At 55.0% G+C, this 17,205-nt stretch carries 14 protein-coding genes; 5 read left to right on the forward strand and 9 right to left on the reverse strand.

Annotated features, from left to right (window positions below; translation table 11 throughout):
* Positions 1 to 132 precede the first annotated feature (132 nt).
* The 5 genes from EIY72_RS20720 to EIY72_RS20740 all read left to right on the forward strand — a co-directional run bounded on the left by EIY72_RS20720 (position 133) and on the right by EIY72_RS20740 (position 5,418).
* A complete protein-coding gene (locus EIY72_RS20720; protein WP_093226834.1) occupies positions 133 to 1,347 on the forward strand; it encodes an SfnB family sulfur acquisition oxidoreductase in 1,215 nt (404 codons plus the stop codon).
* A 10-nt stretch (positions 1,348 to 1,357) separates the two neighbouring features.
* Positions 1,358 to 2,731, forward strand: a complete 1,374-nt coding sequence (locus EIY72_RS20725; protein ID WP_093226833.1) for an LLM class flavin-dependent oxidoreductase — start codon at positions 1,358 to 1,360, stop codon at positions 2,729 to 2,731.
* On the forward strand, positions 2,728 to 3,393 hold the full coding sequence (locus EIY72_RS20730; RefSeq protein WP_093226832.1) for a methionine ABC transporter permease: 666 nt from the start codon (positions 2,728 to 2,730) through the stop codon (positions 3,391 to 3,393). The genes EIY72_RS20725 and EIY72_RS20730 overlap by 4 nt, the downstream gene beginning before the upstream one ends.
* 99 nt (positions 3,394 to 3,492) lie before the next feature.
* Positions 3,493 to 4,263 carry a MetQ/NlpA family ABC transporter substrate-binding protein gene (locus EIY72_RS20735; RefSeq protein ID WP_093226831.1) on the forward strand — a complete coding sequence of 257 codons (771 nt, stop codon included), beginning with the start codon at positions 3,493 to 3,495 and terminating at the stop codon, positions 4,261 to 4,263.
* Positions 4,264 to 4,371: 108 nt separating this feature from the next.
* The gene (locus EIY72_RS20740; RefSeq protein ID WP_093226830.1) at positions 4,372 to 5,418 is read left to right on the forward strand and encodes a methionine ABC transporter ATP-binding protein; all 1,047 of its coding nucleotides are present in this window, start codon (positions 4,372 to 4,374) and stop codon (positions 5,416 to 5,418) included.
* 18 nt (positions 5,419 to 5,436) lie between these two features.
* Here EIY72_RS20740 and EIY72_RS20745 read toward each other — a convergent pair whose 3' ends face one another.
* The 9 genes from EIY72_RS20745 to EIY72_RS20785 all read right to left on the reverse strand — a co-directional run bounded on the left by EIY72_RS20745 (position 5,437) and on the right by EIY72_RS20785 (position 17,146).
* Positions 5,437 to 6,540 (reverse strand): sigma-54 interaction domain-containing protein, encoded by a 1,104-nt coding sequence (locus EIY72_RS20745; protein WP_093226829.1) that lies wholly within the window; start codon positions 6,538 to 6,540, stop codon positions 5,437 to 5,439.
* Between the two features lie 12 nt (positions 6,541 to 6,552).
* Complete coding sequence (locus tag EIY72_RS20750) at positions 6,553 to 7,740, reverse strand: acyl-CoA dehydrogenase family protein (protein WP_093226828.1); 1,188 nt, start codon at positions 7,738 to 7,740, stop codon at positions 6,553 to 6,555.
* Complete coding sequence (ssuD, locus tag EIY72_RS20755; protein WP_093226827.1) at positions 7,737 to 8,909, reverse strand: FMNH2-dependent alkanesulfonate monooxygenase; 1,173 nt, start codon at positions 8,907 to 8,909, stop codon at positions 7,737 to 7,739. The genes EIY72_RS20750 and ssuD overlap by 4 nt, the downstream gene beginning before the upstream one ends.
* An 11-nt stretch (positions 8,910 to 8,920) precedes the next feature.
* The gene (gene msuE, locus EIY72_RS20760; protein ID WP_093226826.1) at positions 8,921 to 9,481 is read right to left on the reverse strand and encodes an FMN reductase; all 561 of its coding nucleotides are present in this window, start codon (positions 9,479 to 9,481) and stop codon (positions 8,921 to 8,923) included.
* A 577-nt stretch (positions 9,482 to 10,058) separates the two neighbouring features.
* Entirely contained in the window at positions 10,059 to 11,054 is a 996-nt protein-coding gene (locus EIY72_RS20765) for a restriction endonuclease (RefSeq protein WP_093226825.1), read from the reverse strand.
* An 88-nt stretch (positions 11,055 to 11,142) separates the two neighbouring features.
* Positions 11,143 to 12,036 carry a hypothetical protein gene (locus EIY72_RS20770; protein ID WP_132680166.1) on the reverse strand — a complete coding sequence of 298 codons (894 nt, stop codon included), beginning with the start codon at positions 12,034 to 12,036 and terminating at the stop codon, positions 11,143 to 11,145.
* Positions 12,033 to 13,634, reverse strand: a complete 1,602-nt coding sequence (locus tag EIY72_RS20775; RefSeq protein ID WP_093226824.1) for an AAA family ATPase — start codon at positions 13,632 to 13,634, stop codon at positions 12,033 to 12,035. The genes EIY72_RS20770 and EIY72_RS20775 overlap by 4 nt, the downstream gene beginning before the upstream one ends.
* A 3-nt stretch (positions 13,635 to 13,637) precedes the next feature.
* Positions 13,638 to 15,656, reverse strand: coding sequence for a restriction endonuclease subunit S (locus EIY72_RS20780; RefSeq protein WP_093226823.1), 2,019 nt, complete (start codon positions 15,654 to 15,656; stop codon positions 13,638 to 13,640).
* Entirely contained in the window at positions 15,656 to 17,146 is a 1,491-nt protein-coding gene (locus EIY72_RS20785) for an N-6 DNA methylase (RefSeq protein WP_093226822.1), read from the reverse strand. Before EIY72_RS20785 ends, EIY72_RS20780 begins: the two co-directional genes overlap by 1 nt.
* Positions 17,147 to 17,205: the final 59 nt, after the last annotated feature.

A 17,205-nucleotide genomic window follows, 5' to 3' on the forward strand; every position in this document is an offset into this window, starting at 1 on the left:
CGCTAATTCATTGATATTTAAAGGCTAAACAATCAGGCACGGTTCCTGCTCTATCAGGTCAAGGCCCCGCGCCCGCAGTTGCCAGCAGCACTGCGTGGCATCGGTGGGGGCCACCGTTAGAGTGAGGAAGCCATGTCTGTTTCAGCCGCATACCCGATCAATCCACCTTCCGCTGTCGTGATCCGCGACGATGCCGAGGCCATCCGTGTTGCCCATGAAGTTGCCGCGCTGTTGCTGGCGGGAGCCTCGGAGCGTGACCGCACGCGTCAGGTGCCGGTCGAGGTGGTCGATGCATTTTCCAACAGTGGTTTGTGGGGCATCACCGTGCCGCGTGAGTACGGCGGGGCGCAGGTGTCCTACGCGACGCTGGCGCAGGTGATTGCGATTGTCTCGGCGGCCGATCCGTCGCTGGGGCAGATTCCGCAGAACCATTACTGCCTGCTGGAAGACATCCGCTTGCAGGGCAGTCATGACCAGAAACAGTTCTTCTTCGACCTGGCGCTGGCGGGGCATCGGTTTGCCAATGCGCTGTCGGAAACCGGCGGCAAGAACGTGCAGGACATTCGCACCCGATTGGTGGCCGATGGCGAGGGTTATCGCATTGATGGGCGCAAGGGTTACTGCACCGGTTCGCTCTATGCCCATTGGCTGGGGGTGTTGGCGCTGGACAGTGAGGACCGAGCGCAACTGGCTTTCGTACCCCGCGAAAGTGCCGGACTGACGGTGGTCGACGACTGGGACAGCATCGGCCAGCGCACCACGTCAAGCGGCACGGTGCTGGTCGAAGGCCTGTGGGTGCCGGCCTTCAACCTGTTCCCGACCTATCGCTCCTACGAGCGTCCGACCCTGGCTGGCCCCTTCGCGCAAATCACCACGGCGGCCATCGATGCCGGCATCGCCCGTGCCGCTTTGCGCGACACGATCGCGTTTGTGCGTGAGCAGGCGCGGCCGTGGATCGATGCCGGGGTGGAGAAGGCCAGTGAGGACCCGCTGACCATCATTCAGGTCGGCGGACTGGATATCCGTCTGGAAGCCGCCGATGCATTGCTTGAACGTGCCGGGCGCGTACTGGATCAGGCCCGCGCAGCACCCGATGAAGCCTCGGTTGCACAGGCATCGCTGGCGGTGGCCAGGGCCAAGGTGCTGACCACTGAAATCGCCATCGAAGCCAGCAACAAACTGTTCGAGCTGGGTGGCACCCGCTCCACATTGCGCAAGCACAACCTCGACCGCCATTGGCGCAACGCGCGGGTGCACACCCTGCACGACCCGGTGCGCTGGAAGTATCACGTAGTGGGCAACTGGTTGCTCAATGGCATCAACCCGCCGCGCCATGACTGGTCCTGAGGTCGCATCCATGCCTAAGCAGATACGCCTCAACGCCTTCAGCATGAACACCGTGGGCCACCTGGCGCCCGGTCAGTGGCGACACCCCCGTGATCAGTCCACGCGTTACACCGACATCCATTACTGGATCGAACTGGCCAAGACTCTTGAGCGCGGCAAGATCGACGGCCTGTTCATCGCCGATGTGCTGGGCGTGTATGACGTCTATCAGGGCAGCGCCGACGAGGCGTTGCGCAGTGCGGCGCAAGTGCCGGTCAACGATCCGCTGCAACTGGTGCCGGCAATGGCCGCCGTGACTCGCCACCTGGGATTCGGCGTGACCGCGTCGGTGTCGTTCGAACATCCGTTTCCGTTCGCCCGACGCATGTCGACCCTCGACCATCTCACCGGTGGGCGTGCGGGCTGGAACATTGTCACCTCATACCTGAGCAGCGGCGCACGCAACATGGGGCAGGCGCAGCCGTTGTCCCACGATCAGCGTTATGCGCTGGCCGAAGAGTATCTGCAGGTTTGCTACAAGCTCTGGGAAGCCAGTTGGCAAGAGGATGCGGTGCAGGCCGACCGTGCCAGCGGTGTCTACGCCGACCCGCGCAAGGTGCACGGCATCGAGCATCAGGGAGAGTTTTTCAACGTGCCCGGTTTCCATCTCAGCGAGCCGTCGCCACAGCGCACGCCGGTGATCTACCAGGCCGGTGCTTCGAGCCGTGGCCGGGTGTTCGCGGCGGCCAATGCCGAGTGCGTGTTTGTCGCGGCACCGAGCAAAACGGTGCTGAAAAAACAGGTCGCGGACTTGCGTGCTGCGGTGCAGGCCGCCGGGCGCAACGCTGAAGATGTGCTGGTGTTTGAGCAGCTCACGGTGATTGTCGCGGCGACCGATGCCGAGGCCCTGGAGCGTTTGCGCGAGTACCGCGAATACGCCAGCAAGAGCGGCGCGCTGGCCTTGATGTCTGGCTGGACCGGCATCGATTTCGGCGAGTACGCGCCAGAACAGGTGCTGCGCGAAGTGCCGAGCGAAGCCATTCAGTCGGCGGTGGAAGCCTTCACCCGCGCCGACCCGAGCCGAACCTGGACCACTGCGGAAATTGCCGACTATTGCGCCATCGGTGGTGACGGCCCGGTGCTGGTGGGTTCGGCGCAGACGGTCGCGGACCAATTGCAGGAGTGGGTCGAGCAGACCGACGTCGATGGCTTCAACCTCGCTAGCGTGGTCGCGCCCGAAACCTTCGAAGCGGTGGTCGATCTGCTGGTGCCGGAGTTGCAGGCACGCGGCTTGTTCAAGCGCGAATACGAGGACGGCACGCTAAGGCACAAACTCTTTGGCCAGGGCGATCGCTTGCACGCACCGCATCCGGTTGCGGCCTTGCGCGCGGGAGTTCGGCAATGAACGAGTGGCTCGCGCATATCCATTGGGGTGAAGTGGGTGAAGCCTGCCTGGACACCTTGAACATGCTCGGCGCAGCGCTCGGTTGCACGGTACTGCTCGGGCTGCCGCTCGGCGTGCTGCTGTACCTGACCGGCCAGCGCCAGTTGCTCGAATCGCCTCGGCTGTACCGGCTGTTGTCGGTGGTGGCCAACGTGCTGCGCTCGATGCCTTTCATCATCCTGCTGATCGTGCTGATACCGGTCACGACCCTGGTCACCGGCACCTCGCTGGGCGTACGCGGCGCCATTCCGCCGTTGGTGGTGGGCTGCACGCCGTTCTTTGCGCGGCTGGTGGAAAGCGCCCTGCGTGAAGTCGATCGCGGCCTGGTCGAGGCGGCGCAGTCGATGGGTGCGAGCACCGCGCAAATCATCGTGCACACCTTGCTGCCAGAGGCCCGCACCGGGCTGATCGCTGCCGTCACTGTGACCGCCATCGTGCTGGTGGATTACACCGCCATGGCCGGTGTGGTTGGTGGTGGTGGACTGGGTGATCTGGCGATTCGCTTCGGTTACCAGCGTTTCCAGACCGATGTGATGGTGGTCACCGTGTTGCTGCTGATCCTGCTTGTGCAGGCCTTGCAGATGAGCGGTGATCGCCTGGTCCGGCATTTTACGCGGCGTTAACGCCGCACAGACCCGAACGCAGTAGCCGGGGACCGCTGCTGCAGGCCCTACGTCCACCTCACGACGGCCACTTTATTTCCTTACTTTGGAGTCATGAGCATGAAAAAGACCCTGGCCGTTCTGGCTGCCGTTTTATCCCTGAGCGCCCACGCCAACGAAACCCTGGTGGTGGGTGCAACCCCGGTTCCGCACGCGGAGATTCTCGAGTTCGTCAAACCGGCGCTGGCCAAGGAAGGCGTTGATCTGGACATCAAGGTCTTCACTGACTTCATACAGCCCAACCTGCAGTTGTCCGAGAAAAACCTCGACGCCAACTACTACCAGTACCGGCCGTTCCTCGATGATTTCAACAAGACCCGCCACACCAATCTGGTGCCGGTGGTCGGGGTGCACATCGAACCGTTCGGGGCTTATTCGACCAAGATCAAAAAACTCTCCGAGCTGCCCGAAGGCGCCAGTGTCGCGATCCCCAACGATCCGGTGAACACCGGTCGTGCCCTGGTGCTGCTGCACGAGGCAGGCCTGATCAAGCTCAAAGACCCGAGCAATTCCCTGTCGACCCAGCACGACATCGTCGAAAACCCGCACAAGCTGAAGATCCGTGAACTGGAAGGTGCACTGCTGGCCCGTGCCGTCAGCCAGGTGGACCTGGCGTTCGTCTTCGCCAACTACGCACTGGAAGCCGGCATCGACACCAACAGCGCGTTGATCGTCGAGAAGGGCAAGGATTTGTACATCGAGTTCCTGGTCGCCCGCCCGGACAACATCAACGATCCGCGTATCCAGAAACTGGCCAAGGCGTTGAATTCGCCGGACGTCCGTCAGTTCATCCTGACGCGCTACAAGGGGCAGATCGCCCCGGGTTTCTGACGGGAGTGCAGCGTGCCGCCGGTGTCGTCAGGCGCCGGCGCATGCACCGTTGCGTCGGCCCCGAAAGTTCGGGGCAGGGTCATTTTTGTTTGCGCAGGACATTCGCTCATGGTCAGTTTCAACCCGCAGGCCTTGCAGGCCGCCGTGCATATCCGCCTGGTCGCCCTGGGCAAGCAATACACGGTGGGACAGCACAACGTGCATGCCTTGCACGACATCAACCTCGACATCCGTCGTGGCGAGGTATTCGGCATCATCGGACGCAGCGGTGCGGGTAAATCCTCGCTGCTACGTTCGCTCAATCGTCTGGAGCAACCCAGCAGCGGCCAGGTGTTGATCGAGGGTGAGGACATCATTGGCTTCGATCGCGGGCAACTGGCGGCTCTGCGCCGGCGCACCGGAATGATCTTCCAGCACTTCAACCTGATGGCCTCCAGAACCGTGGGCGACAACGTTGGCTTGCCTCTGTTGCTGGCTGGCATCGGACGCGCCGAGCGCGAACGAAGAGTACTTGAGCTGTTGCAACTGGTGGGGCTGGCGGACAAGCGTGATGCTTACCCGGCGCAGCTTTCCGGCGGTCAAAAACAGCGCGTCGGCATCGCCCGGGCGCTGGTGTTGCAACCGGATTTGCTGCTGTGCGACGAAGCTACATCGGCGCTCGACCCGGAAAGTACGCAGTCGATTCTTGCGCTGCTGCGCGATATCAATCGGCGTCTGGGGCTGACCATCGTGCTGATCACCCACGAGATGGAAGTGATCCGCGATCTGTGCGATTGCGTGGTGGTGCTGGAGCAGGGGCGGGTGGTCGAGCAGGGCGAGGTCTGGCAAGTGTTTGGCGAGCCGCAGCATCAGGTCACCCACGCGCTGTTGGGTCGGCTGCAATCGGTCGAACAGGGCACCACGGCACAGCCAGAGTCGGCCGGTTTGCTGCTGGACCTGTACTACACCGGCGCCAGCGGCCACGAGCCGGAACTGTCGGCAATTGCTGCGCAGCTAGGTCATCGAACACACCTGGTGCAAGGCAGCATCGAGCGCATTCAGGGACGCGCCTTGGGTCGCTTGCGGGTGCGCGTGGAGGCACCCCGCCAAGGGTTTGCGGCTTTGCTGCAACAGGCGCGGCAAGTGGCCGATCGTGTCGAGCGGGTTGACGCCTGAGCCCTCCAACGAGGGCGGCTAGATCGATAGCTGGATGACCCGATTGTTCTGTTCTTCCTGAGGGGCGCGGCGCTTGTTGACCACCAGTTCGCCGATGGCGATCAGACGCGCACGGGTCACGTTGCGCGAGAGGCCGAGCAGGCTGGCGGTGTGCACCTGGTTGTGATGGCTGAAGTGATAGGCCGCACGCAACAGGCTGTCCTCGACCTTCTCGTAGAGTGCGCCCTGGTGCTCTTCAAAGAGCCGCTTGAACGCACGCTGCAGCAGCGCCTCGGTGGATTCCTCCGCGTGATGGCTGCGGTCTTCCTGACGCTCGATGCGCATGTTCGACAGGCGCAAATCCTCCTGCCGCACCAGGCCATCCCGGCAGATCAGCAAGGTGTGGTGGATGACGTTTTCCAGCTCGCGGATGTTGCCCGGCCAGCCATAGTCGACCAGTTTGCGCTCGGCATCGGCGTTGAGTGCGATCTGCCCGTAACCCAGGCGTTCGCTGTAGGTGCGGATGAAGTGCCGGGTCAGCGGCAGGATGTCGCCGGGACGGTCGCGCAACGGGTGCAGGTGCAGGCTGACGACGTTGAGGCGGTAGTAGAGGTCCTCGCGGAAATGCCCGGCGTTGATGGCTTTCTCCAACTGCACGTTGGTCGCCGCCAACACCCGGACATTGATCGGAATGCTCTTGCGCGAGCCCAGCCGTACCACCTCACGCTCCTGCAACACACGCAGCAACTTGACTTGGATCGGCATCGGCAAATCACCGATCTCATCGAGGAACAAGGTGCCGCCATTGGCCTCTTCGAACCAGCCCGGTTTGGCGCTGATGGCGCCGGTGAAGGCGCCTTTTTCATGGCCGAACAGTTCGGCCTCGACCAGTGATTCGGAAAAAGCACCGCAGTTGACCGCCACAAACGGACCCTGGCCGCGCTTGCTGAGGTTGTGGATATGTCGCGCAACCAACTCCTTGCCGGTGCCGGTTTCGCCAATGATCAGCACACTGGCTTCGCTCGGCGCGACCTGCTGCAAATGAGCAAGCAGCGCCTGCGACTTGGGGTCTTCGAACACCTGGGCCGTGGCCCGGATCGACGTGGCCAGTGACGGGGATGGGGGCAGAGTCAGCAGTTGCATGGGCTCCCTCGCTCAGGAGTAGAAAGTGGGTGTCGGGCGGGTCTGGTTCAGTGCCCAGTCGCCCAACTCGTGAATCTTGTAGTCCACCGGATCGTGCAGCGTCTGGGTGCGCAAGTTGCGCCAGTAGCGGTCGAAGCGCAGCGACGCGTGGGTCGCCCGCGCACCGGTGACTTCAAACAATCGGCTGCACAGATCGAGGCCGGTGCGGCTCGCGGCGACCTTGGCCGTGGCGATGGACAGCGCCAGTTGCGCACGCTCTTCGCTGCCCAGGTTGTGCTCCTTGCGCCAGGCTTCGTCGAGTTGCGCCGCCGCCCGTTCAACCAGCGCGCGCACGCTCTCCAGACCGACCCAGAACTCGCCGTAGTGACGAATGATGTAAGGGTCTTCGCTGACATGCCGGGCCTTGGAGGTGAACCATGGCCGGCCTTCCTTGAGGGTGTATTGGCGTGCCTCTTCGAAGGCGCCTTCGGCGATGCCGAGGAAAATGTGCGCGAAGTGCAGTTGCGCAATCAGCGGACGCAGGCAGGCGAACGGCGTGCTCAAGGGACCAGGGTCGAGCAGCAGTTCAGACTCCTCCACGCGCACACGCTCGAAGGTGGCGCTGCCGCTGTCGGTCTGGCGCTGGCCCATGTTGTCCCAGTCACCGTGCAGGGTGATGCCGGTGCGCCCGCTGGGGATCGCGGCAATCAGCAACTTGCCGCCCGCGCTTTCATCTACCGCCGAAGCAATCAGCATTTCCGAATCGCTGGCGCCGGAGCAGAAGCTTTTCTTGCCGGAAAACTCGCGCCAACCGTCGTATTTTTTCACTACGGTGCGGGTGTCCAGCGGGTTGAGGGCGTTGCCCCAGAACCAGTTGTTGCGCGCAGTCTGTTCGAACCATGGCTGCCATTGTTCGGGGCGCGAAAACAGGCGCACGGTGGCCAGCATCAGGTGCTGGAAGCCGAAGACGTGGGCAATGGAACTGTCCACCTTGGCCAGTTCGCGGACCACATCGAGCGTCTCGCTCCAACTGGCACCGAGGCCACCGAAGCGGGTCGGGATGCTCAGGGCCAGCAAGCCACTTTGCCGCAAGGCGTCGCGCTCGGCCTTTGGCGTGCCGCCGCGTTCGTCGCGTTCGGCGGCGGTTTGCGCGAAGGTCTCGGCCAGTTTGCGCGCGATCTGCAAGGGGCTCGGTACAGCGGTTTGAAGGTTCGGACTCACGCGGGGCTCCTCGAGTGTTCGGTGGTGGCCGCTTGCTTTTGCGGCAGGACATCGTTGGCGATCATTTCGCCAAACGGCCCGGTGAGATTGGTCACGCCTCGCCCTGCCAGGCTGGCATAGGGTTCGGGCAGCAGCGGGAACACCAATTCGGCAAAGCGATAGGCTTCTTCGAGGTGCGGGTAGCCGGAGAAGATGAAGCTGTCGATGCCGAGGTCGGCGTACTCCATGATCCGAGCGGCCACCTGCTGCGGATCACCCACCAGCGCGGTGCCGGCGCCACCTCGCACCAGACCGACGCCGGCCCAGAGGTTGGGGGCGATTTCCAGATTGTCGCGACGGCCGTCGTGGAGTGCTGCCATGCGCCGCTGGCCTTCCGAATCGAAGCGAGCGAAAGACTTCTGCGCGGCGGCGATGGTCTCGTCGGAAATGTGTTCGATCAGGCGGTCGGCAGCCTGCCAGGCTTCGGCAGCGGTCTCGCGCACGATCACATGCAGGCGAATGCCGAATTTCACTGTGCGCCCGTGTCTGGCGGCACGAGCGCGCACGTCGGCAATTTTTTCCGCCACCGCTGCGGGTGGTTCACCCCAGGTCAGGTACACATCGAGCTGTTCTGCGGCGAGGTCATGGGCGGCATCGGACGAGCCACCGAAATACAGCGGCGGATAAGGTTTCTGCACCGGCGGATAAAGCGCTTTGGCGTTCTCCACCTGGAAGTGTTTGCCGTGGAAATCCACGGATTCGCCTTGCAGCACCCGACGCCAGATCTGCAGGAATTCATCGGTGACTTCATAGCGTTCGGCATGGCTCAAGTGAATGCCATCGCCACGGTTTTCATCCGGATCGCCCCCGGTGACCACGTTGATCAGCAAGCGACCTCCGGACAACCGATCAAGGGTGGCGGCCATGCGCGCCGACACAGTCGGCGAGATGATCCCCGGACGAATCGCTACCAGATAACGCAGACGCTCAGTCAGCGGCGCCAGGGCCGAGGCGATGACCCAGGAGTCTTCACAGGAGCGCCCGGTGGGAATCAGCACGCCGTAATAACCCAAGCCATCCGCCGCCTGGGCAATCTGCTTCAGATAGTTGAGCGTCACCGGGCGCGCGCCCTGGCTGGTGCCGAGGAAGTGACCGTCGCCATGGGTGGGCAGGAACCAGAAAACATTCATCGTCATGTTCCTCAGGCGCTCTGGCGCAAACGTTGGTGAGCACCGAAGAACGGCAGGGCGCGCTCCACCGCCAGGCGAATACGCGCCTGCAACAGCTCGCAGCTGACGCGGTAGTTATTGAAGTCGGCTTCGCTGGCGTACACGCCCAAGGGCAAAGTCAACGACTGGAAAAAACTGAACAGCGGACGCAGCTGATGATCGATCACCAACGCATGACGCGCACTGCCCCCCGTCGCAGCGAGCAGCACCGGCGTGTCGATCAACGCGTCCTGATCAATCAGGTCAAACAGATGCTTGAGCTGACCGGGGTACGAACCGCGATACACCGGCGACGCCACGATCAACAGATCCGCGCTCTCGATGGCCTGCAATTGCGCCTCGGTTTCAGCAGCCAATTCCTTGCGGCTCAACGCACCACCCACATCGCGAGCAAGATCGGCCAGTTCAATGACGCGGCCGCTGATATTCAGATGCCGACCGACCTCATCGAGGATGGCCTGAGTGAGCACCTGAGTGCGGGAAGGGCGGTAAGCGCCGCCGGAGACGGCGATAACGTTCAAAGGAGCAGTCATGGTTGAATTCCTGTGCTGTCGCTCTACAAACAGAGACGGTGACAGGGCTCAGCAAAAACCGATCCAACCTTTATCTAACTGAAAATAAAGGGATTTTTATGGGTGAAAGGTTTTTTGTGTTGCTGCTCAACCAATTGTGTTGATGCACTGTCTGTGGGGAAACACTTGTGAGGTGTTGCCTTTCGGACAGTTATAGAAGAGTGGTTATATTCTTAAAAGGAATTAATTATTATTTTGATATTCGATTTTGTTTGTAGTGTGGGCGTTTGGCGCAGGAAGGTGCAGACCCTTCAGGCATAAAAAAAGGCACCGGCGATGATCGCCTGGTGCCTTTTTCGTGTTGCTGATTTGGTGGGCCGGGGTAACTTGAATTCGATCATTAAATTATTGATTTATATAGCTAATGTAGATCTTTAATTTTTGATTGGAATACCAATTGGAATACGGCACTCCACTCGACCACCTGTTTGCACTCGATCTGACCCGCACGCTTAGTGGTGAGCGGCAGATATCTACTGGTCATCGGCCAGAGAAGGAGACGCTTGGCTGCGTTACGAAATCAGGGGCGATTCACTATTTAACTCACCGGCCAGTAGATCCGCACCAGCGGCACCAGTGCACGCCCCTCCAGATCGATGCTCTCGTAGTGGCTTACGATCAGGTCGGCCAAATCGTCCAGGTCGACCAAGGTGAGCTGAATGCTGGATCGTTCGGCTTCGTAGCGGGCCTCACGAGTGAAACCACCAGTACTAATAAACAAGCCTGAGTCACCTTCACGTAGCGCACCGATAAAGCTACGAATCGCGGGAGCCCCCATCGAACCATTGCGATGCTTTACCTCAGCCTTGATACGTGGCTGAGTGAGGCCTAATCCATCGGGTGAGGCGATAACGTCTACCCCTCGATCTGGCCCCTTGGGTGATACCTTGGCTTTGTAACCCATGGCGCGGAGTATGCTTGCCACCAATTCTTCCATCTCGTCAGGTAGCAGAGCGACGATTTTGTCTTTGATGAGCTCATGGCTTTGGGCCACAGTTTCATCTTTTAGCTGCTCCACTTCGGTTTCAACTTCATCTGTGTCATTGACCAGGGGGCTGGGAGCTTTACCCTCCAACACAGCTGTAAACACGTCGATGATTTCCTGACTTATGGAGAAAAGCGTCAGAGTTGAGCCGAGGGAGTTTTTCGCTTTCTGTGGTAGCTGATCACGGCTGACTTTACCCAACCACTCAACCTTACGAAGGTTGGCATAGTCGCCAACGGTATCAGGCTGATACTGATACTCGCCTTGGTCGATACCTAGGAGGTATTCCCGCGTTTCTGGATTATAGGTAACGATGTGATCCCCGGCGGTGATTTGATCACGAAATTTTAGGATCATAGCGACCGCATTGGCGGTGGCCGAAGGTTTATCGTTGCCGTAAATCTCTATGTACTCTTGGCGCAGGCTGGCGCTTGTAGAGTATTGGGTTAAATCTCCTAGTTGTGACCAACCAATAGCGGCGTAACCCTTCTCAAAATCTTCTATGTAAACGCCTCCACGTCCAGCTCGAATCATCCAGTTATTCGACATATGCCCCCCCCTTGGCTTTAATGACAATGTGCGGCCATTACTCACGCTGCCCCATCTAAACTCGTGGTCAACCAATCTATAACTAATCTCAAGCCTTGTGTTCATTGGACGGCCTAGGTTTCCCCGCGCTCATTGCGAACGCATCTGCAGTAGGCTCTCGTAACGTCTTAAGTGCGGCTCTAGCGGTCGATGAAAAAGCTGAAGTTTCATGTATGAGATAATGAATTTCATGAGCATAAGTGTCCGCTATGCCTTGTGAGGCCGGACATCCATCATTCGCCAGCTTTATATGATTAATATAATTTGCGTAGTTTTGCCTTACTGTTGACCATAGGAGGCGTCTTTCCGTGATTAAAGAATCTGTATTTAAGCCAAAATATTTAATTGTTGTGATGGCTCTCTCTTCGGCCCTTGGCGTTAGAATGCCCTCATTAAATATTGCCTCGCCCTTATCGTTAAAGCTTAAGCATTGATGATCAGACGGTGAAATTGGATCTAGGAACAAAGGTTTTTCTGCTATGTGCGGTACGTGGGATCCACCAGCCCTAGTGGCTTCTTCTATTAGTGGGAAAAAATTTCCTTTGATTCTATTAAGTTTTCCCTTTGAAATTCTATAGTTTGTAAGGTTAAATGCAAGCCAGTAATAGCCATCGTGTATTTTGTTTTTACTAAAGTCGTGAGTGGCTTTTTTGGGTCTCCAATGCTCTAGCTCGGCAGAGTCACCGGCAAACTTAGCTTCGCTGTACCAGCACTTATTGTAACTTATTCCGAGAAGCCATTTTGTAAGCCTTTTGGAGCGCCAAAATCCAGATTTTTCTTCAATATATTTGTATTTTTCAGTTAATGTAATTGCGTTATCTAATAGCACTTTTTCGTGAGCGCTTGCTTGGGTGATCCAGTTTTTAATGACTTGCGGTACTCGGTCAATTTCACTTAATCTTTTATAGTCAGCCGTCTGGAAAGGCGCGTCGATATGAATCATTTCATGCCCTCTTCAGTCATGATCTTATTAAGATTTGAAAGGGCCAGCTTTTGAATTGCTTCATATTCTTCGTGGGTGTAGTTTGGCTTTTTAAAAATCTCGGATTCGCTCATTGCTTTAGCAAACCTAGAAAAATAAGGGTTGGGATGCGACACCGACTGACCCATTTCATCTAGCTCAATATTTATCAGGTGAATCTGCCAAAGCAATTTTCTCTTTTTAGAGTCATTGTCGACCCCGTCAAGAGCCTTTGAAATTTCAAATCTTCTATCGATTAATTCCTGTATGGAATTATCTAAGCTTGTTCGAATTCCATACAAATCGGATTGAATTATTGCTTCAATTCCCATGTTGATTGGGTCTTGTGTAGGTGTTTCAGATTGCTTTCCAGAGTCATCGCTCTCAGTTAGTACTCGAATCTGTTCGGCATACAGTGACGTCAACATTATTGGGTCGTGCGTGGTCAATACGACCTGGCTAGTTTGCCAAGCGTTGAGGTTACTACCTTCAATCTCGTGATCTAGAATCTTCTCAATTTGATCAAAGTAGCTTAATTTCCACCGAGGGTTTAAGTGCGTGTCCGGCTCGTCTAGCAGGAATAAAGACTCGTCACCTCTAGTGAACTTCATTAAGCCTAATACAGTTAATAGTTGGCGCTCACCTTCAGAAAGAGCTGAGAAAGTTAATTTCTTGCCGTCGATCAGCGTTACAGTTACTTGAACATATTCAAGCAGGTCTGCGATATAGGTGCTTTCAATGTTCTTGAAGAGCGATGTGGCATCTGGGTATTCTGAGGCCAAACCTTTTAGCGCACTATCATCCGATAAAAACAGATAAAGGCGATCCTGGGTCTCTGAGCGACCTCGAAAATCAACCGTTTTTCGTTCTGTATTATCAATAGGGGCGACAGCATAGCGCCACAAATTATCAAGAAATTCTTTGACCACGCCACGGGAATACCAGAATCGTGGATCTCCTTCTTCGCGCATAACTTCTGAAGGTTTACCTTTATACCAGTACGGTTTTTTCAGACAGAAAAGCACCGAGTCCAGCGATGCTATATTAAGCTGCTCCAACAGCTCTTTGCAGGACGGATCATCATCAACCAAGAAGGCTAAAAGCACGAAGAAACTATGAACATCGCGACAATAAAAAAAACGTCGAATTAACTGGTTATCACCCTTGGTAAGGGCCTCATAAAAACGTGTTTGATGCTTTACGAATAGTTGCTCAACTCGCTCGTTGGTTCCGGAGTAGTAGGTGAAGATGTTAAGCGGAAGATACTCATTAGCATAACTCTTTAGAAACGCAAACGATTTTTTGCCGCCATCAATCATGACTAGATTATTGAGCTTATTTTCAACATCAAATATGATTTTTATATCATGGCCTCGACACTCATAGGCCAGGGTGTAGCTAAAATCTGTTGATTCGCCTAGATCAATCGCCCTATAAATACAGACAATTATCTCAATAAGATTCGACTTCCCGACGCCATTCCGGCCAATCACCGTAGTAATTGGCGATTTATTGTCGAACGTTATTGTAAAGTCAACAAATCCCTTGTGGTTGGGTATCGTTAGTTCCTTTAACTTCACTTTTTATGCCTCTTTAAATTCTGCGCTAGCCGGTTTTTTAATATACAGAGCGTCGATCTCTAACTTTAATTGGGCGTAAAACTCAGGAAGGCTTAGCCTTGTCTTGCCCCATACATCCTTCGCATCTGCCGAGCCGCCTAACTCAAGAATAATTGGCGCTATAATCGCATCATCCTCAAAATCTTCGTGATTTAGTGACAACGTTGTCGTGATTTTCATATCATTCGTATTGCTCTCGGGGGCTTCTGTGCCTTTTACGGGCTCACCAATCACACCATAGACTACGGCCTGCGCCAGGTTCAGCTGCGTGGTTTGAACTTCGCATAGACGAGCTTTTAGTTGGTCGCACATAGCCAGAAGCTGATTAACTTTGTCAACTATTCGGATCTGCTCTTCTAATGGAGGGAGTGCAATTGCAAGCATCTGAATTTGATGTCTTGATACATTCTTCATTGAACTGCTTGTTCCACCAGCTATGCGAGCATAATACGCCCTGGAACATTGTGAGTTATTTGCAAGGCTCAGATAACTCGGTGAGACATGTTCGCTAAAAGTAAATCTAATGATTTTGTCGCTCATCATTAGCTTCGTCTCAGTTCCAAATGGAACAACCACAGATCTCGCTACGAGCTCAGGTGTGTTTGCGCGAGATATTAGGAAGTCATTTTCCCGGACTTCAAGCTCTGGCCTTGGTTCTAAATTATCTGGTAGTCGTTTATTTTCTTGCGGTTTGAATTCACCCCAAGTAACTGCGCTAATTTTTAGAACACCCCAGGCATTTTTCTCTCTGGCGAAATCATGGCACTTTGGACTCCAGCCAGCTTCAGAATATTTTGTCAACGTATCAATTCTGCACCACTCCCATCCCTTAGGTAGCGAGTACGGTTTTTCCTCAACGGTAATTTCCGGCAGGGGGGTGGTGGTTCTGATTTTCCCCTCGTTGATAAGTTGTTTTTTATCAGCAACTATGCGTTTAAGTAATTCGCTGGCGGGCTCTTGAGCTGGATCCTGTGGGACTAGTTTCCCCATAACAGCCAGCTGTAAAATAGCCTTTTTAAGCTGTTCCACGGCAAAGTCGGTTGTTATCAGCGTGTCGAAATGTTCACTCAGGCGTCCCCAGTTTTCGCTGAGGTCAATGTCATCTTTGGCGTTGGTTAAGGATTCCAGCAGAGTTTCGACCAGAACTTGATGGGCTTCGATACCTGCTTCGGTGTGTTGCTCCAGCTGATCACAGAGGCCCATCAGCTCATCTACTTTCGCTACTATTCGTTCTTGTTCGGATAAAGGAGGGAAGCCAAATATTGCATTGTTTAATGTTCCTATTGTTACGTGTTTTAGCCCTACTGCGCCTTGAGCCATTTCAATGAAATGGTTCATGCAGCCATTCACCGCTAGTCTCATGAATACAAGATTGATTTCATCAGTATGAAATACGCACTTGTTAATGTGCTGGTTAAGTGCTGCTTTACCGCGAGTCCAGATAAATGCGCCAAAAGATGTGCCCGGCGTTCCTGACCAGCTAATTAGAAAAGAGCCATTGTCTATTCGATGATGGTCAGCTAGATCACCATCAAAGTAATTGAATTCGGCCTTTTCATTATTAAGGTTCTGAATCCTCACAATTGGTAGGCCCGTTGTGGCCCAGTCGGATGACTTAAAAGCCCTTCCGTTGTACATCTCTACAAGATCACCAAGCTTGACCCACTGCCACTTAGCCGGCAGGGGAAAAGAAACATCTTTATTTTTAATTTCAGATAGTATTTTGGCTTTTTTTATTTTTTTATCTTTGATTAACTGAGTTTTGGCATCAGCGATACGTTCTAGGAATTCACTTGCCGGTTCGTCATTTGGATCTTGCGGCACAAGCTTGCCGCGCACAGCCAGTTCCAGAATCAACTCTCGCAGTTTTTTGATGCCATAGAGCTCGCGTTTCTTGTTACTTCCACGACCCTGAGTTGCCTTGGCTCTGATGGCTGATGTCCAAAGACCAATATTGTCGGTTACCAGTTGTTCGGCCCCCATTACCGCTGACCTTCTGTGTTGCTAGACAGCGCTTCGACAAGGATGCCTTTGAGTTGATCGCGAAGCGCTTGAATACCCGCTTGCTGTTGGTAGTAATCGGCCAGCAGTGTGTCTGGATCGTGTCCGATCTTTTCTTCTTGATGGGGATTTTTCATATCGAGGTTGTAGTTGCGTGCAACAATTTCCTCAATGCTCACCTGCCACGCTTGCTCGTTGGCTTGGCGTTTGTTACGGGCGAGTTTTTCTTGCTGAGTATCGCCTTCTCCCCACCAGTTGGCGCAATCACTAAAATCTTCTAGCTTCATGGGCTTGGTTTTGTTAAAGGCTTTAGTACCTGCAGGCAATGGCACTTCGTAGTACCAAATATCTTTAGTCGGCTGACCCTTCTCAAAGAACAAGATGTTGGTCTTGATGCTTGTGTAGGGTGCGAAGACGGAGTTAGGTAGTCGAACGATGGTGTGCAGGTTACACTCGTCCATCAGCATTTTTTTGATTTTGGTTTTTACACCTTCACCAAATAGAGTGCCGTCTGGAAGAACAACAGCAGCACGCCCTTTATCTTTTAGAACCTCGACGATCAGCTGTAGGAAAAGATCTGCGGTTTCGCGGGTTTGCATTTCAGCGGGAAAATTTTTCTCGATGCCGTCTTCTTCTGTGCCACCGAACGGCGGGTTGGAGACTATGACATCAATATCAGATGCCCAACTAGAGAGCGGCTTGTTGAGGGTGTTGCCGTGTTTGATCTGTACCGGAACTTCAATACCGTGCAACAGCATGTTGGTGGTGCAAAGCAAGTGCGGTAGCTGCTTTTTCTCGACACCATGGATTTGCTTCTGCAGCGTTTGATGGTCTTCGGCAGTGGTGACGTAGTTTTGCTCGACGTGGTCAAACGCGCAGGCGAGGAAGCCGCCGGTGCCGCAAGCGGGGTCAAAAATAGTCTCGCCCAGCTTCGGATCGATCATCTGCACGATAAAGCGGGTAACGGCTCGCGGTGTGTAGAACTCACCAGAGTTACCGGCGCTCTGCAGATCTTTTAGAATTTGCTCGTATATATCGCCGAACAAATGCCGCTCTTTCGAGTCGGTAAAATCGATTTCATTGAGCTTGTTGATCATCTGACGCAACAGTGTGCCGTTCTTCATATAGTTGAAGGCATCACTAAAGGCTTCTTTGGCGACAAATCCTCGGGGATTTTTATCGATGGATACAGTGAGGCTCTTAAGTGTGGGGAACAGATCTTCGTTTATGAATTTCAGTAGTTCATCGCCAGTAATGCCTTGATTATTGGTCGCCCAATTACGCCAAAAGTATCGCCCAGGAATGGGTGAGTAATAATTTTCCTGCTCGAACTCAAGCTGCTGCTCTTGAGCGTCAAATATTTTGAGGAACAACAACCAAGACATCTGGCCTAGGCGCTGGGCGTCGCCATCGACGCCGGCGTCTTTACGCATGATGTCTTGGATGGACTTTATTACAGAGCTGACGGACATGATTTTCTCTTTAGCAATTAACGCTAGTAAATGGCGCGTGTTTGATGGCGACCGCGCTT

Source organism: Pseudomonas vancouverensis (assembly GCF_004348895.1).
In the GTDB taxonomy this organism is placed as follows: domain Bacteria; phylum Pseudomonadota; class Gammaproteobacteria; order Pseudomonadales; family Pseudomonadaceae; genus Aquipseudomonas; species Aquipseudomonas vancouverensis.

Coding starts and splice junctions, on each gene's coding strand:
- EIY72_RS20740 (WP_093226830.1), top strand. CDS start 4,372: ATGGTCAGTTTCAACCCGCAGGCCTTGCAGGCCGCCGTGCATATCCGC.
- msuE (WP_093226826.1), bottom strand. CDS start 9,481: ATGACTGCTCCTTTGAACGTTATCGCCGTCTCCGGCGGCGCTTACCGC.
- EIY72_RS20720 (WP_093226834.1), top strand. CDS start 133: ATGTCTGTTTCAGCCGCATACCCGATCAATCCACCTTCCGCTGTCGTG.
- EIY72_RS20770 (WP_132680166.1), bottom strand. CDS start 12,036: ATGATTCATATCGACGCGCCTTTCCAGACGGCTGACTATAAAAGATTA.
- EIY72_RS20765 (WP_093226825.1), bottom strand. CDS start 11,054: ATGTCGAATAACTGGATGATTCGAGCTGGACGTGGAGGCGTTTACATA.
- EIY72_RS20745 (WP_093226829.1), bottom strand. CDS start 6,540: ATGCAACTGCTGACTCTGCCCCCATCCCCGTCACTGGCCACGTCGATC.
- EIY72_RS20785 (WP_093226822.1), bottom strand. CDS start 17,146: ATGTCCGTCAGCTCTGTAATAAAGTCCATCCAAGACATCATGCGTAAA.
- EIY72_RS20730 (WP_093226832.1), top strand. CDS start 2,728: ATGAACGAGTGGCTCGCGCATATCCATTGGGGTGAAGTGGGTGAAGCC.
- EIY72_RS20735 (WP_093226831.1), top strand. CDS start 3,493: ATGAAAAAGACCCTGGCCGTTCTGGCTGCCGTTTTATCCCTGAGCGCC.
- ssuD (WP_093226827.1), bottom strand. CDS start 8,909: ATGAATGTTTTCTGGTTCCTGCCCACCCATGGCGACGGTCACTTCCTC.
- EIY72_RS20725 (WP_093226833.1), top strand. CDS start 1,358: ATGCCTAAGCAGATACGCCTCAACGCCTTCAGCATGAACACCGTGGGC.
- EIY72_RS20780 (WP_093226823.1), bottom strand. CDS start 15,656: ATGGGGGCCGAACAACTGGTAACCGACAATATTGGTCTTTGGACATCA.